The following is a 17,310-nucleotide window of genomic DNA, read 5'->3' on the forward strand; positions in this document are numbered from 1 at the left end:
ATAAAACATTTTTAAATAAAAAAAAAGAAAGCCACAAATAGGAAAAGTCGTTTATATTTGTTAAACTTATTAACTGACACAATGAATTATGAGGAATATAACAGATAGACACGAATTCATTCTAAAAAGCTTAAAAGAAAAAGGAAAGATTACGATTGACTGGCTATGTGAAACCATGAAAGTTTCCAGCGTAACGATCCGTAAAGATCTTAAGCTTTTAGAAGACAAAAACTTGTTGTTCCGCATTAAGGGAGGTGCCTCCAGCAGTAACCCTTATGCCATTGACCGTCCGATATTAATTAAAGAAACGATTAATAGTGACGAAAAACAACGCATCGCAATTGCCGCTTTACGCCTGATTAAAAACAACGATTCCATTATGATTGGATCTGGCACTACGGTCTTCGCTTTAGCCAAGAACCTAGAGTCCACTCAGGGATTAACTGTGATCACACCAGCGCTAAAAGTAGGTTTAGAACTTAGCGGAAAGCCGAATATCGAGGTTTTACAACTCGGAGGACTCATCCGCTCCAACAGCTCGTCCGTAGCTGGACATTATGCCACGCGCATCTTAGAAGACATCAGTTGTGGAATCTTATTCCTAGGTGCCGATGGCATCGACTTGGAATTCGGGATCTCCATTTCTAATTTGCCGGAAGCTACGCTGAACCAAAAGATGTTACAAACATCACAAAAGGTAGCTATACTAGCGGATAGTTCGAAGTTTGGAAAACGCGGCTTAGGTAAGATCTGCGAACTGATCGATGTAGACTACATTATTACTGACCCAAAAGTATCGCCTGATACGGTCAAAGCTATTGAAGAATTAGGTATTAAAATGATCCTTGCCTAATCAATCTACCCTCATTTTATTCATCTACCTCAAAAAAAGATTTTTAAACGCTTGTGTTTAAAAATCTTTTTTTTAATTTCGAAACATTGTTTCAAAAACAATAACCAATACCAATTTGTGGTAAAACCCATGTTATATGTTATATTATCTTACGATTTAATAAGAATACAATATAGCCTTAACATAATGTTAATATTATAAATCTAGTTTCGAAACATTATTTAAGAAATAAAAACACGCTCCGTAAGGAAAACATTACTTATTACATTTTTACCTTCTATCATTAACAAACATCTAAATGAAAAAACAATTACAACTCATTTTAATGCTGTTAATAATGCCATTGGGAATGGTATTAGCTCAACAGCCATTACAAATAATGGGGAAAGTGACCAACACAGAGGGGGAACCTGTGCAAGGTGTCTCTATCAGCATCAAAGGTCGACTTAACGCCATTACCGCAACGGATGACGCTGGAGCCTACTCTTTACAAGCTGAAAAAAGCGATGTGTTAATCTTTAAAGGCATCGGTTTCAAAACCGTAGAAAGAACCGTATCCGGACAAACTACGATCAACGTGACGTTAGAGAGTGACCTAACCAACCTAGACGAAGTTGTCGTTGTCGGCTATGGTACACAAAAGAAAACAAATCTTACGGGTGCAGTTTCAACAATCAGCGCGTCTCAACTGGAGAATCGTCCTGCTGTATCTGCCTCTACGGCATTACAAGGTCTGGCACCAGGTGTAACCGTGACTTCACAAACAGGCGCACCGGGCGGCGACCAAGCATCGATCCGTATCCGCGGTGTAAACTCCTTCTCTTCCGCTAGTGAGCCATTAGTAATCATCGACGGTGTTGCAGGCGACTTAAACTCGATCGACGCGAACTTAATCGAGTCAATGTCAGTGTTGAAAGATGCTGCATCAGCAGCTATCTACGGTTCTCGTGCTGCAAACGGTGTTATCCTAGTGACTACAAAACGTGCAAAAGATGCGTTCAACTTAACCTACAAAGGCTATACAGGCTGGCAAGACGCGACCTTCATCCCTGAGGTGACAGACGGCCGCACCTTTATGCGTGTATTCAATGAAGCAAGTATCAATGATGGTGGTAAAGAAATATACACACAACAAAACTTCGATGAATTCGATCAATTATATGCAGAGAACCCAGACAACTACGATTGGCAGAAAGCGATCTTAAGTGGTTCAGGATTCACGCATAACCATTTTGCATCCTTATCTACAGGGTCAGGCGTTATTCGCGTTAATCCCTCTTTAAGCTATGTTAAACAAGATGGTTTAATCAAGAATACAAACTACCAACGCTATACCTTCAGAAATAACATGGATATCAACCCGAATGATAAATTGAATATCAAGGTTGACTTATCGGTTATGAACGGCGACCGCTTACAGATTGCCAATGAAGGAACCGTCTGGAATTACCTGGGTCGTATGCCTACGAATATTCCAATCCGCTATGGCGATAAATGGTCTGAAGGATGGGTTAAGAATAACCCTGTAGGCTTTATCGAAGATGGTGGAAACAGAAAAGTAAATAACATCGAGTTAATCGGTAATCTATCCCTAAACTACAAACCAGTTAACTGGTTATCCATTACTGGTTTAGTTGCTCCTCGCTATCGCACGAGAAATATTCACAACTTCTCTAAAGCGTTGATGACTTATTACTCGGGCGGAGCAGAAGCAGGTGCAGCAGCAGAGTCAACAGAATTAACAGAATCTGCTTACCGTTATTTCTACGGAAACTACCAATTCCACGCTACTGCAGCAAAAACATTCAACGACCATAGCTTAAGCTTAATGGTAGGTACTTCACGTGAAACGTACGACGAAAAATACCTAATGGGTTACCGTCGTGACTACACTTACGATACCTACGAAGTATTAAATGCAGGTGCAGACACCGAGAAAAAACGTAATGATGGTACACAAGACCAATGGTTATTAGTATCGGCTTTCTCACGTTTCAACTACGCTTACAAAGACCGTTACTTGTTCGAAGCTAACTTACGCTACGATGGTACATCCCGTTTCCTAGGCAGCAATCGCTGGGCAACATTCCCTTCGTTCTCTGCAGGATGGAGAGTAGAGCAAGAGCCTTTTATGGAAAACCTACGCTCTAAGATCAATCAATTAAAAGTCAGAGCTTCTTGGGGTATCCTTGGAAACCAAAATATCGGTAGCACTTACCAACCATTCTCGGAGAACTTAGCCCTAGGCGGTATCTCAATGGGCGGTGCAATCAGCCAATTGGTAACTTTAAATACGCTTGCTAACCCTGACCTTCGTTGGGAAGAAACAACAGCAACAGGCGTAGGTTTAGACGCGACCCTATTCGATAAATTCAGCTTTACATTCGACTGGTATAAAAAACACACGAATGGTATCTTAATGACGCTTCCAATCTCGGCATTATACGGATTGAACGAGCCATACCAAAATGCTGCGAAAGTAGAAAACTTAGGCTGGGAAGTTGGTGGTCGTTATGACAACCAATGGAGTGACTTCAAATTCGGACTAGGCTTCAACTTCTCGGATGTAAGAAACAAGATTCTTGACATGAGAAGCAGACCAGTAGGAACATTGCTTCGCCAACAACAAGGCTACGCAATCAACTCCATCTATGGATATGTTTCTGATGGCTACTACCAATCTCAAGAAGAAATCGACAATGGCCCTACTCAATTCGGAACATTGAAACCCGGAGATATCCGTTTCAAAGATATCGCTGGCGCATTTGATGCAGACGGAAATGCAATCCCTGATGGAAAAATTACTGATGCTGACAAACAGATCATCGGTAATACAATCCCTCGCTACACGTATGGTGTTAACTTAGACTTAGGTTATAAAGGATTCAAATTTAGTGCATTCTTACAAGGCGTTGCAAAAGTAGATGGCTACTTAGATTCACACTACGTAATCCCGGCAGTTAACTCATCAGCAATCAAGCCTTGGCAATTGGATTACTGGACAGAAGACAACAGAAATGCTTCACTTCCACGCTTATCCGTTACTTCGACAAACAACACACAGAACTCTGATTTCTGGTTGAAATCAGCATCATACTTACGTCTTAAGAACATCCATTTAGGATACCAATTCCCGACCGAATGGTTCCAAAACGCGAAGATCGGAGGAATCTACATCTACGCAAATGGACAGAACTTATTCACCAAAACCAACTTCTATGAAGGCTACGACCCAGAGATCAATTACAATGCGGGCGCAGCGCAAAACGTATCGCTAGGTGCCGGTAACTACTACCCACAAGTTAAAGTGTACACATTTGGTTTAGACATTAAATTTTAAGACATCATGATTAAGCATACAAAAAGAATATTAGGAATTAGCATGTTATGCGCAGCATTGATGACATCATGCGAATTGGATCGTTTGAACCTGAACGGTCCATCCACAGAAAACTTCCCATTAGACGCTAAAGAAGCAGAACTTGGACTATTAGGAGCATATAAAGCATTGACGCTGATCGATGCCTCCAGCACGCCGATATGGCACGTCATGGACAATATTACCGATATTGGCTATGCGCGTCCGGGCAATAACTATACATCCCCTATCACGAGTTCAATCACTACGGATAACGCATTAGCAACAAAGCCTTGGTCGGCACACTACAAGACCATCGCTCGCGTGCACCTGGTATTAGATAATCTAGAGCCCTTGAAAGCCAGCATGGGTGAAGAACAGTACAACAAAACCAACGCTGAGTTGCGTTTTATCCGCGCGTATTGTTACTCGCAATTAGTTGAACTATATGGCGACGTCGCATTATTAACTAAAGCATTAAAGCTAAATGATGAGCTACCGGGGCGAACTGATAAAAAGCAAGTCATTGATTTCATCATCAAAGAATTGGAAGAAACGGCAGAATACTTACCGGTTTCACAAGCAACTTCAGGCAATGTTCGCGCATCACGCGTTGCTGCTTACATGTTGCAAGCGCGCGTAGCCCTAAACTATCAACGCTACGATGTGGCTGTAGCGGCTTCGAAAAAAGCATTGGATCTAGCAAAAGGTCAGCACGCCCTTACACCATTTGACGCAACAATCGCATACGTAGGGAAAGGGCATGCAGACGGCGAGCCACAATCGGCAAACATCTATGGACACGCAGGTTATAAAGATAGCAAAGAATGGATCTGGGTGGCAGAATACAACAAAGCCATCAATGCCAATACGCACAACCAAACTTACTACATGGCATCACGCTTGGGTAAGGGTGTTTGTTACTGGGGGCCAACTCAAAACTTCATCGACTCGTTCCAAGACATCCAAGGAAAATACATCACCGAGTCAACTATCTACAACGAGGCGAAGCCATTCGAAAACCGCGACCCTCGCTTAGATATGTACACCGCACGCCCAGGCTCGCGTTACTTCGGTTTCCAATTCGAACCGAACGCAAAGTTTGCGAAAGTAAACAACTACTGGCCGGTGATCAACGGAACTGGCACAAAACCAACTTCTCAAAATAACACCGATGCAACAAATGCGTACCGTTCGTTCTCTGGTTATTTATGGAGAAAACATACGGACTTAAGCGAATATGCAACCACATCTGTATCGGGAGAATCAGACCTTAACGTAGGTATCTTCCGTTATGCTGAATTGCTATTGATCTATGCAGAAGCAAAAATCGAAAGCGGAAGCATAGACCAGTCGGTTTACGATGCCATCAACGAAATCCGCTCACGCGCGAAGATGCCGAACCTTCCTCAAGGTTTATCACAAGCACAGATGCGCCAAGCGTTGCGTTACGAGCGCAAAGTAGAGCTTGCAAACGACGGATTACGTTGGTTCGACTTACGCCGTTGGAACATCGCTAAAGACGTGATGAACGGATACATCTATCTAAACAGAGATGCAAACGCATGGACGAAAGCAGCGATCCAAAGAATCGATGAAAATGCTAACCCGGTTTACAACCATAGTGTAGCAATAAAATCGTTCGGCACGCAAGAAGTAAAATTCCAGGTGAACAAAGATGAATACTGGCCAATTGACATCAAAGAAATAGATGCAAACCCAGCGATGACTCAAAACCCGGGATATTAATAATGGATTTGTTTAAATCACAATAGTATGTAAATATCAGCAAGCGTGGCCCCCTCCAGGTCACGTTTGTTGTTTCTAATCAAAATCAACGCTTATGAAACCATACCACAAATTTCTAGCACTCGCCCTAGCCTGCTTATTCTTAAAACCGATAGATAGTAAGGCACAGGAGCAGGTTAAATTCAAACAGCCTAGTCTGGAGAATCAACAATCTTGGACCATGATTCTGCTACCAGACATACAGAACTATGTCAAGTTCAAAAGAAACCAACCCATTCTGGATGTCATGATGAACTGGATCGTGGAAAACGAAGAAAAAATGAACATCAAAATGGTGATGTGTACCGGCGACCTGGTCGAACACGATGATATCATCAACCCGGATCCGAAGAAGATGGACCAAACCGGCAAACAACAATGGGAAGCCTCCGCAAAAGCCTTTGGAAAGCTCGATGGAAAGATCCCCTATATTACCGCAACAGGGAACCACGATTACAATATTTTCAGCTATACCCACAAACCCAAAACCACCCATTTCCCGCAGTACTTCCCTGCTGACAAAAACAGCAAGAACCAAAGACTGCTGCGCGAGGTGACCGCCAATGTGTATGGAAATCCAAGCTTGGAAAATGCATCCTATGAATGGAAATCACCTCATGGCAAAGACTTCTTGTTCCTATCGCTAGAATTCGCCCCTAGAGACACGATCTTACGCTGGGCAAACCAAGTGGTCAACCACGAAAAATATGCTAACCACAGCGTTCTTTTGCTTACCCATGCTTACCTAAACTTCAAGAACGAACATATCGAGACTGCGAAATACGACCTTCAGGATGCAAACTACGGAACGTCTGTGTTCAACAGACTGGTGAAGCCATCCAAAAATATTGAAATGGTATTCTCCGGGCACATTGGATCGCCGAATGATGTGAAGAAACATTTAGGATTTAGAATCGATAAAAATGCTGCCGGAAAGAATGTGAGCCAGATGACTTTTAATGCACAAGCTTTAGGTGGCGGGACCTACGGAAGCGGTGGCGACGGCTGGATCAGAATACTAGAATTCCTGCCGGATGGAAAGACCGTAAAAGTACGCACCTTCTCCCCTTTCTTTGCGCTATCCTCCAATACCCAAAACATGGCCTGGCGCACAGAAGACTACGATGAGTTTACGATTAAGCTAAACTAGCGCACAAAAAAAACCACTCTTACGAGTGGTTTCTTTATATCTAACAAATTGATAGCGGTTTAAAACTCTATTTTACTGCGTCTACAACTGCTTTGAAAGCATCCGGATTGTTTAAAGCTAAGTCAGCTAATACCTTACGGTTTAAGCCAATGTTTTTAGCATTTAATTTACCGATTAATTGAGAATATGAAATTCCGTGTTGACGAGCTCCAGCGTTGATACGTTGGATCCATAAAGCTCTGAACTCGCGTTTTTTGGTTTTACGGTCGCGGTAAGCGTACTGTAAACCTTTTTCTACTGTGTTTTTAGCAATAGTATAAACTTTGCTGCGTGATCCATAATAGCCTTTCGCTAATTTAAGGATTCTTTTTCTTCTTCTTCTAGAAGCTACTGCGTTAACCGAACGTGGCATAATTTGTAAATTTTTGTTTGGTATAAGGTGTTACGTTTTTCAGCAATCTTACTACCTGATACCCGGTTAAAAAATATTGTTATTAAAAAAAATGGTATAAAACTTATTTACCGAGTGCAAGCATACGTTTAACGTTGCCCATATCGGCATCAGAAACATAACTAGTTGTAGTTAAGTTACGTTTTTGTTTCGTAGTTTTCTTTGTCAAGATGTGGCTTTTGAAAGCGTTCTTTCTTGCAACTTTACCTGTTCCAGTCAATTTAAAGCGTTTTTTCGCGCTGGAATTGGTTTTTACTTTTGGCATAATACTATAAATTTTATATCAATCTGTTAGATGCTTATTTTTTTGGAGAAGCTTTTGGCGCTAATGTTAAGAACATACGCTTACCTTCCAATTTCGGCAATAATTCAACCTTACCATACTCTTCCAAAGCCTGAGCGAAACGTAATAATAAAATTTCACCCTGCTCTTTGAAGACGATCGCACGTCCTTTGAAGTGTACATAGGCACGAACCTTCTCGCCACTTTCTAAGAAACGCATCGCATGTTTCAATTTGAATTCGAAGTCATGCTCACTGGTATTCGGTCCAAAACGAATCTCTTTGATTACCGTTTGCTTCGCATTGGCCTTGATTTCCTTTTGCTTCTTCTTTTGCTCGTAAACGAATTTACTGTAATCTATAATTTTACAAACAGGAGGCGTCGCATTAGGAGAAATCTCTACTAAATCCAACTCCAACTCATCAGCAAGTTGTAAAGCCTGTCTTGTAGGATAAACTCCGGTCTCTACGTTATCCCCAACTAAACGTACTTCTGGAACGCGAATGTGCTCATTGATACGGTGTTCAGGCTCCTTTTTTCTCATAGGACCTCTGTTACCGAAATTGTTACTTTTTGCCAAATGTTTTTAAATTAAACAGTTACTTCTTTTATTAATAATTCTTTAAATGCTTCTGGCGACATTGACCCTAAGTCAACCCCCCCGTGTTTACGAATCGAGATTGACCCACTTTCCATCTCTTTCTCGCCCACGATTACCATATAAGGCATTTTCTTAACCTCGGCATCGCGGATTTTGCGCCCAACCTTCTCATCACGCAAGTCAATCAGACCGCGAATATCGGAATTATTTAGCGATTCCAAAAGTTTTTGCGCATATTCTTCATATTTTTCTGATACTGGCAAGACGATAAACTGCTCAGGAGCAAGCCATAACGGAAACTGTCCGCCGCAGTGCTCAATCAGAACGGCAACAAAACGCTCAATCGATCCGAATGGTGCGCGGTGGATCATCACCGGGCGATGCTTCTGGTTGTCAGAACCTGTATATTCCAGTTCAAAACGCTCCGGTAGGTTATAATCCACTTGGATCGTACCTAACTGCCATTTTCTGCCCAATGCATCCTTCACCATGAAGTCTAATTTAGGACCATAAAATGCAGCCTCGCCATATTCAATAACCGTCGGCAAGCCTTTTTCCTCAGCCGATTCTATAATCGCTGATTCTGCTAATGCCCAGTTCTCATCAGAACCAATATATTTTGTTTTGTTCTCCGGGTCACGTAACGAAACCTGCGCTGTAAAATCGTTGAATCCTAACGCATTGAAAACATAAAGTACTAAATCAATTACTTTCTTAAACTCGTCTTTTACCTGATCCGGACGACAGAATAAGTGTGCATCATCCTGCGTAAACCCACGAACGCGCGTTAATCCGTGCAATTCGCCCGACTGCTCGTAACGGTAAACTGTACCGAACTCTGCAAAACGAACTGGTAAATCCTTGTACGAACGAGGTTTTACTTTGTAAATCTCACAGTGATGAGGACAGTTCATTGGCTTTAACAAGAACTCCTCGCCTTCTACCGGCGTTTTGATCGGCTGGAAAGAATCCGCACCGTATTTCTCATAGTGCCCGGAAGTGATATACAACTGCTTATGTCCAATATGTGGAGTTACCACCGGCTCATAACCCGCTGCAATCTGCGCACGCTGTAAGAAATCCTGTAATTTCTGACGAAGTGCGGTACCTTTAGGCAACCATAGTGGTAAACCCATGCCCACCTTTTCCGAGAAAGCAAATAATTCAAGCTCCCTACCTAATTTACGGTGGTCGCGTTTCTTCGCTTCTTCAATAAAACGTAAATATTCAGTTAGCTCAGATGCTTTAGGGAAAGTAACACCGTAAATACGGGTCAACTGCTTGCGCGTTTCATCGCCTCTCCAATAAGCTCCAGCTACGTTTGTCAATTTAATAGCCTTGATAAATCCAGTATTCGGAATGTGTGGACCACGACATAAGTCTGTAAAGTTCCCTTGCGAATAGAACGTAATCTTTCCATCTTCCAGATCCTTGATCAAGTCTAATTTGTACTCGTCGCCTTTCTCTGTAAAGTATTCCAATGCCTCTGCTTTGGAAACTGCTTTGCGCTCGAATACCTCTTTTTGTTTCGCTAGCTCCAACATCTTGTCCTCGATTTGCTTGAAATCGTCGGATGAGAACTCACGATCGCCAAAGTCTACATCATAGTAGAATCCAGTTTCAATCGATGGACCAATACCAAATTTAACCCCCGGATAAAGCGCCTCTAAAGCTTCCGCTAAAATATGCGCTGAGGAGTGCCAAAAAGTAGATTTACCCTTTTCGTCGTTCCAGGTCAATAATTTCACGTTTGCGTCCGCTTCAATCGCGCGTGATGCATCCCATACCTCTCCATTAACTTCCGCTGCTAATACATTTCTTGCTAAACCTTCGGAAATTGATAGCGCAACCTGCATAGCAGTTGTGCCTTTTTCATACTGACGAACCGAGCCGTCGGGTAGTGTAATGTTAATCATGTACAACTATGATCTTTAAATTGTGTATAAATTTGCAACCTAGCCAATGTTTACAATTACATTGATTTTTAAAGTGATTGCCTTAATTAATCGAGGTACAAAAATACGGAATATTTATGTGTAATAAAAACTTTCATGCGCTCATTAAAACAGCAAAACTTATTAGCGTCCTGGATGGACGCTAAACATGCACCAACACGGATATCAAAGAGACAGGCGTCGGAACTGCTACAGTTTAAACCCAATGTAAAGCCCTTACAACCCCAATGTATAACCCTTTCAACCCCGCTCCAAAAGGGCTTTGATTGGGTTTTGATTTAGGCTTGATAAAGCGGATAGCAGAGCAAGCCTCGACTGTATAGTGAAAAATGCTCCGCCTTTTTCGAAAACGGTCTGGATTTAATGATCCTCAAGAACTCCAATTGCGCCGACGCATGAAATGGAATGCTGAAAGTTTTTTCTTACTTTTGCACTTCTATTTACTGCATTATGTCAAATCAAGTTCCGGAAGATGGCACCATGCTTCCTTTAATGGAAGAATTCTACACGATACAAGGCGAAGGATATCACACAGGAAAAGCGGCTTATTTTATCCGTTTGGGCGGTTGTGATGTAGGTTGTCATTGGTGTGACGTGAAGGAAAGCTGGGATGCATCCCTGCACCCTTTGACCTCCGCGGAGCAGATCGTAGCGAACGCCCTGAAGTATCCGGCAAAAACGGTAGTGATTACCGGTGGCGAGCCCCTACTTTACAACTTGACTTATTTGACACAAAAATTACGCGAAGCAGGAATTCAAATTTTCTTAGAGACCTCAGGTGCGTATCCGTTAACAGGCTATTGGGATTGGATTTGCCTTTCACCGAAGAAATTCAAAGGTCCACGTCAGGATGTCTTGGCTGCGGCGGGTGAATTGAAAGTGATTGTTTTTAATAAAAGCGATTTCCAGTGGGCGGAAGACCATGCAAAATTCGTCGGCAAAAACTGTAAGCTTTATTTACAACCTGAATGGTCAAAAGCGGCAGAAATGACCCCTTTAATTATCGATTACGTAAAAGATAATCCGAAATGGGAAATTTCTTTGCAAACACATAAATACCTGAACATTCCTTAATATTTATGAATAATGCTTAGTTTTAAACTGCTATGCAGAACAAGAAACTAGGTATTTGTTTATTGATCCTATTTCTTTTTGGTTTAGGGAATCTCTCGTATTCGCAAGTTGATTCTAAAAACCGAAAGGCACAACAGGCTTATCAGGAAGCAGGAAAAGCCATCAGTCAAAATCAGCTTCTGCAAGCGATATCCTGGTTGGAAAAAGCAACCCAGGAGGATCCGACTTTTGCCACTGGCTTTCAGACTTTAGGTGATATACAGCGTAGTTTAGAGCAGTATGAGAAAGCAATATCCGCGTATGAGCAAGTACTTATCTTAAACCCTTCTTTAACCGCACTCACTTACTTTGGTCTCGGCGAGGCTTATTTGGGAGTTGGCGATTATCAGCAAGCCAGCAAAAATCTATTAAACTATAAGGAAAAAGGAAAACTCTCGGAGAAGAGCCAGCTGCTCGTCGATAAATATCTTGCCGACTGTGCTTTTTCCTTGCAGCATATAAAGGCTGGAAATAGCGGTTTAATTGCGCTTCCAGCTAGCATCAATACCGATAAAGACGAATACTATCCTAAGCTAACGGCCGACAATGCGAGCATCATTTTTACCCGCAAGGAGAACAATCAGGAGAATTTTTACGAAAGCTTTCTCGTCGATGGTAAATGGACGGAAGCGGTCAGACTGCCAGAACCGGTAAATTCATCTCGTTTTAATGAGGGCGCACATTGCATTTCGCCGGATGGGAAATACCTGTTTTTTACGGGATGTAATCGGCCCGACGGCTTGGGTAGCTGTGACCTCTATGTTTCAAAGAAAGAAAATAATACTTGGAGCGAGCCTTTCAATTTGGGTCCGGGGATAAATACACGAGGTTGGGAATCACAACCTGCAATCTCTGCGGACGGAAAAACGCTCTACTTCGTAAGTAACCGCTCAGGGGGGCAAGGCAGCTATGATATTTGGAAAGCCGAATTAGAAGCAGACGGCAAATGGTCGACGCCGGAGAATTTAGGCCCCGATATCAACTCGCCCTTCGATGAGGGTGCCCCCTATCTGCATGCCGATAATAAAACCTTGTATTTCTCTTCCAATGGCTGGCCCGGTTTCGGCAAGAACGATATCTATAAAACTGTCCGCACAAAAGACGGTAAATGGAGCAAACCCGAAAATCTAGGCCCCGCCATCAATAATCATTTAGATCAGCGCAGTTTCCATGTCAGCCTGGACGGCAGTATTGCGCACTTAGCCTCGCAAGACAGCGAACGACAATGGGATATCTATCGTTTTACATTCCCTAAGGAACAACAGCCCCCGGCTATTGCCTATATAGCAGGTTTGGTTTTCGATAAGTCCAACCATCAACCGCTGGATGCAAGCATTCGCGTGACCAATACAAACAGCAAAGAGGTAGTCTTTGAGAAAAAGAGTGATTATATAGACGGCGGTTTTATCGCGGTTTTGCCTGTTGGTGCAAACTATGCCGTACATATACAGAAGGAAGGCTATTTATTCGACTCCAAACAATATGCATTGGACAAACCGGAGTTTGCCAATAAGCGCTATCAGGACAGTATTTTCTTAGAGCCTATAAAAAGTGGCGCCATTGCGACGCTCCGCAATATTTACTTTGACGTCAATAAATACGAGATCCTCCCAAGCTCGGAAAGCGAATTGAATCTGTTACTGGGACTACTCCAAGCGAACCCAAAATTGCAGATCGAGATTGCGGGACATACAGATAATACAGGAAATAAGGCAGCCAATCAGACTTTATCGGAGAACCGGGCGAAAGCAGTTTCTACCTGGCTGATTTCGAAGGGCATTTCTGCTGGACGATTGAGCGTGAAAGGATATGGAGATGAAAAACCTATTGCGTCAAACAGTTCCGAAGAAGGGAAACAACGCAATAGGCGTACAGAATTTATTGTGAAATAAACCTGCTTGTATATTTTTATAGCTGAACGGTTTGTCCAGTCTTTACGGACTCATCGCAAGCAACAGCAATCTGCAAGCTATTTAAGGCATCTTGCATGGATTTCGATAAGTCCAGATCCTCATTTATTGCTTTCAGGAAGAAACGTTGTTCGCGATTACAAAGTTCCTGATGGTCCGGCTCGTCTGCCAGATCTATCCATTCGTCCGCACGTGTAAATTCGTTCTTCGCGTCGATATCTGCATAATGCACTTTCAAAGACTCCGCTTTAGAATGCGCATCAATGGAATCTGAATTACCCGCTTTACTAGCTTCTTTCGCAACAATCGATACACAACCTTTTGGGCCTATTACATCTTTGACGAAAAAGGCAGTCTCGCTGACCATCGGTCCCCAGCCAGCTTCATACCAGCCCACACTGCCGTTATCAAATCGAATCTGCAACTGTCCGTAATTGTAATTATCTGCAGCAATGTCATCGGTTAGGCGAGCTCCAATAGCCGACACAGAAACAGGCTTTGCTTCTGTCATCTGGCACATGACGTCTATATAATGCACACCACAATCGACGATTGGACTCAGGCTCTTCATCAGATTGCGATGAACATCCCACATGTAGCCATGGCTTTGCTGATTGAGATTCATGCGCATCACTAATGGACTTCCCATCGTCTTCGCAACCTCGATAAACTTCATCCAGGAAGGATGATGACGCAGGATATAGCCCACCACTAATTTTTTATTAGCCTTCACAGCAGCGTCGATCACGCGTTGAGCACCTGCGACGGTATCCGCCAAGGGTTTCTCGATAAAGACATGCGCGCCAGCCTCGAGAGCTTTCACGGCATAATCTTCATGCGTATCTGGATAAGTAGAGATACATACCGCATCGGGCTGAGTGGCCGATAGGGCCTCCTCGAATTCATTATAAAGCGGATAGTCTGCTCCTAGTTTTTCGTTCAGCTTATTCTTTGAATCGCCTCTGGACACTAGCCCTACGATTTCAAATCCGTCCATTTCATGATAAGCAAGCGCATGAGATGCGCCCATATTCCCACATCCTACAACAAGGATTCTTATTTTTCCCATCCTAACTCCTCTTAGCTCGTATGCCCTGGTCTTGGAATTCGTGCATTATCAATCTCCATCGCCCAATCGTAACCTTCTGAATTTGGTCCATAGGTCTTCGTCGAGTTCATGATTTCATCTAAGCTAATGGCTTTACCGGTATAGGCCGCTTCACGGGCCCAAATGGCAAGCATAGTCGAATCCGCCATCGTATCGCCATCGTTGATGACCTGTTTATTGCGAATGGCTGCGAAGAGCTCATCATGCTGCGTTTGGTACATGTTGTTCATCTTGCCTTGGAATTTCCATGGGTTCTGTCCATTGATCACATAGCTGCTCAGCATGCCTACCTGAAGATTTCCTTTGGTTCCGATCGCTTCCACCGAGTTTCGGTTCTGCGTTCCGTTTTGTTGTCTTCCGAAGTGGAAGCCCTTTAATCCGTCCCCATAATCGAATTCTATGGCAAAATGGTCGTAGACATTTCCAAATTCCGTCCAAGGTTTGCTTTGGCGGCCACCCGTTCCGGATACCGTTTTCGGCAATTTATCGTTTAGCATCCATGACATAAAGTCGATGCTGTGTATGGTCTGTTCTACGATGATATCTCCGGAATAGCGCTGGTAGTAGAACCAGTTGCGAAGTTGATCTTGAAGATCGGTCCAGGATGCTTGTCGAGGTTTTTGTGTCAATTCGCCTCCTAAGCGGAAGGTGCTCAATCCATAGATATCACCAATACTACCGGCATGTACAAGTTTTGCTAACTCGCGATTTGGAACGGAGTAGCGGAAACAAAATCCTGCCACGATATTTAGTTTCTTTTCTTTCGCTAATTTTACGCTCTCGCGTACCGAGTGCACCCCGGGAATATCCACTGCCATCGGCTTTTCACAGAAGATGTGTTTTCCCTTCTTTACAGCCTCGGCAAGATGGTCAGGTCGAAAACAAGGTGGCGATGCCAATAAAACCACGTCTACATCGCTTGCGATTAGCTTTTTATAAGATTCGAATCCTACATATTTACGGCTTTCATCGACTTTAACCTTATCCTTATGCCCCTCTTTGAGGGCCGCTAAAGCCGTTTCAATTTGATCGGGAAAGATGTCGGCCAAAGCAACAAGCTCCGTGTCCGGATCAGCCTGCAATGCTTGGAATGCCGCGCCCGTTCCCCTACCGCCACAACCGATAAGGCCAACTTTTATTTTTTTCTTGAGTTCGAATTGCGGGGTTGGAAGGTCTAGTGTAGAGGTTCCTAGTAGCACACCGCTACTTTTGAGAAAATTCCTACGGTCCATTATATATTATTTATGTAGATCTAGATGATAATTAGAAATTGTTAATTAAGATTTTTTGAACGATTACTCGGTAGAATTATCTAATTTCACAGCAAAATAACAATTATTACAAATTTATGCAAATTTCTACCCCTGAAGCAGAACCGCTAATCAGCAACACGACCGTAGTATTTGGTTTGTTGATGACCATCTTAGGACTTGTATTTTACAGCTCTAGTTTGTCCAACAAATATGTAAAAGGATTTTACAATATTATCCCGCCCCTGTTGTTGTGTTATTTTCTTCCGGGCTTATTGAATTCATTTGGAGTAATTGATGGCGAAAACTCGCCGCTTACCTCTATTGGTAGCCGCTACTTCCTGCCTGCCTGTTTGATCCTATTTATCATCAATTTAGATTTGAAGGAGATGTGGGCGTTAAGGAAGCGTGCAGGACTGATGTTTATTACGGGTACCGTCGGTATCCTTCTTGGTGGACCATTAGCGGTTTACTTAACTTCGCTAGTTGCTCCGGAAGTGGTTGGCGGCGCCGGCCCAGACGAAGTATGGCGCGGACTTGGGGCGCTTGCAGGCTCCTGGATTGGAGGATCGGCCAACCAAGTAGCATTAAAAGAAATATTGAAACCATCGCCGAATCTATTCTCATCGATTATCGCTGTAGATGTATTTGTTGCCTATATCTGGATGGCGTTTCTTCTTTATGGCGCTAGCAAAGCAGATAAGTTCAATGCATTTTTCAAAGCGGATGCGAGCGATGTGGAACATTTGAAAGAGAAAATGGACGCTAAAGCAAAGGCGAACAGCCGAATCCCGGAGACGAAAGATTTAATGCTTATGATCGCGATCGCTTTTGGTGGAACGGGTCTAGCGACTTTCCTTGCAGAGCCACTTGCCGCTTTTATGAAAACGAATTATCCACATCTGGAGACATTTTCCTTAACGAGCGATTTCTTTTGGATCGTGTTCTTCGCAACGGTTATTGGTATAGCGATGTCTTTTACGCCAGCCAAGAAATTAGAATTCGCAGGTGCTTCCAAGCTTGGAACAGTTTTATTGTATGCCTTGATCACTACGATCGGCATGCAGATGAATATCCTTGCAATCTTGGATAACCCAGGACTATTTATTGTCGGAATTTTGTGGATTTCATTCCATGCGCTGCTATTGATAATTGTTGGAAAGATATTTAAAGTTCCGTTTTTCTACTTCGCAGTCGGGAGTATGGCAAATGTTGGCGGTGTTGCTTCTGCATCGGTTACTTCTGCAGCATTCCATCCTTCGCTTATCTCGGTAGGCGTTATCTTATCGGTGTTCAGTTATGCTATCGGAACTTATGCCGGTTGGCTGACGGCGATTTTGATGCAAATGGTATCTCCAATTTAGAAGCACATAAAGCGTATGCGATAAAACATAAAACAGGCCTATCTTGAAAGAGATGGGCTTTTCTATTTATTTAATACAACTTCTGATAATTCCTTAACTATTTAGAGAATAAACATAAACTTAATA

Annotated in this window: 13 protein-coding genes; 7 read left to right on the top strand and 6 right to left on the bottom strand. The window is 42.9% G+C overall.

Annotated features, from left to right (window positions below):
• The first annotated feature begins 88 nt into the window (after positions 1-88).
• The 4 genes from QYC40_RS13565 (at position 89) to QYC40_RS13580 (ending at position 7,149) form a co-directional block, all read left to right on the top strand.
• Positions 89-853 carry a DeoR/GlpR family DNA-binding transcription regulator gene (locus QYC40_RS13565; protein ID WP_149525172.1) on the top strand — a complete coding sequence of 255 codons (765 nt, stop codon included), beginning with the start codon at positions 89-91 and terminating at the stop codon, positions 851-853.
• A 298-nt stretch (positions 854-1,151) separates the two neighbouring features.
• On the top strand, positions 1,152-4,193 hold the full coding sequence (locus tag QYC40_RS13570; RefSeq protein ID WP_301990669.1) for a TonB-dependent receptor: 3,042 nt from the start codon (positions 1,152-1,154) through the stop codon (positions 4,191-4,193).
• Positions 4,194-4,199: 6 nt separating this feature from the next.
• On the top strand, positions 4,200-5,960 hold the full coding sequence (locus tag QYC40_RS13575) for a RagB/SusD family nutrient uptake outer membrane protein (RefSeq protein WP_301990670.1): 1,761 nt from the start codon (positions 4,200-4,202) through the stop codon (positions 5,958-5,960).
• Positions 5,961-6,054: 94 nt separating this feature from the next.
• Positions 6,055-7,149: a metallophosphoesterase gene (locus tag QYC40_RS13580; RefSeq protein ID WP_301990671.1), complete on the top strand. Its 1,095-nt coding sequence runs from the start codon at positions 6,055-6,057 to the stop codon at positions 7,147-7,149.
• A 67-nt stretch (positions 7,150-7,216) separates the two neighbouring features.
• Here the strand turns inward: QYC40_RS13580 and rplT are convergent, their stop codons facing one another.
• The 4 genes from rplT to thrS all read right to left on the bottom strand — a co-directional run bounded on the left by rplT (position 7,217) and on the right by thrS (position 10,400).
• Positions 7,217-7,561 (bottom strand): 50S ribosomal protein L20, encoded by a 345-nt coding sequence (gene rplT, locus QYC40_RS13585; RefSeq protein ID WP_093098929.1) that lies wholly within the window; start codon positions 7,559-7,561, stop codon positions 7,217-7,219.
• Between the two features lie 103 nt (positions 7,562-7,664).
• Positions 7,665-7,865 (bottom strand): 50S ribosomal protein L35, encoded by a 201-nt coding sequence (gene rpmI, locus QYC40_RS13590; protein WP_301990672.1) that lies wholly within the window; start codon positions 7,863-7,865, stop codon positions 7,665-7,667.
• 34 nt (positions 7,866-7,899) lie between these two features.
• A complete protein-coding gene (gene infC / locus QYC40_RS13595; RefSeq protein WP_149525167.1) occupies positions 7,900-8,427 on the bottom strand; it encodes a translation initiation factor IF-3 in 528 nt (175 codons plus the stop codon).
• Between the two features lie 47 nt (positions 8,428-8,474).
• Positions 8,475-10,400, bottom strand: coding sequence for a threonine--tRNA ligase (gene thrS / locus QYC40_RS13600; RefSeq protein ID WP_301990673.1), 1,926 nt, complete (start codon positions 10,398-10,400; stop codon positions 8,475-8,477).
• A 489-nt stretch (positions 10,401-10,889) separates the two neighbouring features.
• Here thrS and QYC40_RS13605 point away from each other — a divergent pair, with 489 nt between their 5' ends.
• Together QYC40_RS13605 and QYC40_RS13610 are read left to right on the top strand one after the other, a co-directional pair.
• Positions 10,890-11,513, top strand: a complete 624-nt coding sequence (locus QYC40_RS13605) for a 7-carboxy-7-deazaguanine synthase QueE (protein ID WP_301990674.1) — start codon at positions 10,890-10,892, stop codon at positions 11,511-11,513.
• 32 nt (positions 11,514-11,545) lie between these two features.
• Positions 11,546-13,444 carry an OmpA family protein gene (locus QYC40_RS13610; protein ID WP_301990675.1) on the top strand — a complete coding sequence of 633 codons (1,899 nt, stop codon included), beginning with the start codon at positions 11,546-11,548 and terminating at the stop codon, positions 13,442-13,444.
• Positions 13,445-13,460: 16 nt separating this feature from the next.
• Here the strand turns inward: QYC40_RS13610 and QYC40_RS13615 are convergent, their stop codons facing one another.
• Complete coding sequence (locus QYC40_RS13615; RefSeq protein WP_301990676.1) at positions 13,461-14,531, bottom strand: Gfo/Idh/MocA family protein; 1,071 nt, start codon at positions 14,529-14,531, stop codon at positions 13,461-13,463.
• 11 nt (positions 14,532-14,542) lie between these two features.
• Positions 14,543-15,802 carry a Gfo/Idh/MocA family protein gene (locus tag QYC40_RS13620; RefSeq protein ID WP_301990677.1) on the bottom strand — a complete coding sequence of 420 codons (1,260 nt, stop codon included), beginning with the start codon at positions 15,800-15,802 and terminating at the stop codon, positions 14,543-14,545.
• A gap of 116 nt (positions 15,803-15,918) precedes the next feature.
• Between QYC40_RS13620 and QYC40_RS13625 the strand changes: the two genes are divergently transcribed.
• The gene (locus QYC40_RS13625) at positions 15,919-17,184 is read left to right on the top strand and encodes a DUF819 domain-containing protein (protein ID WP_301990678.1); all 1,266 of its coding nucleotides are present in this window, start codon (positions 15,919-15,921) and stop codon (positions 17,182-17,184) included.
• Positions 17,185-17,310 lie beyond the last annotated feature (126 nt).

The sequence above is a fragment of the Sphingobacterium sp. BN32 genome, assembly GCF_030503615.1.
GTDB lineage: Bacteria > Bacteroidota > Bacteroidia > Sphingobacteriales > Sphingobacteriaceae > Sphingobacterium.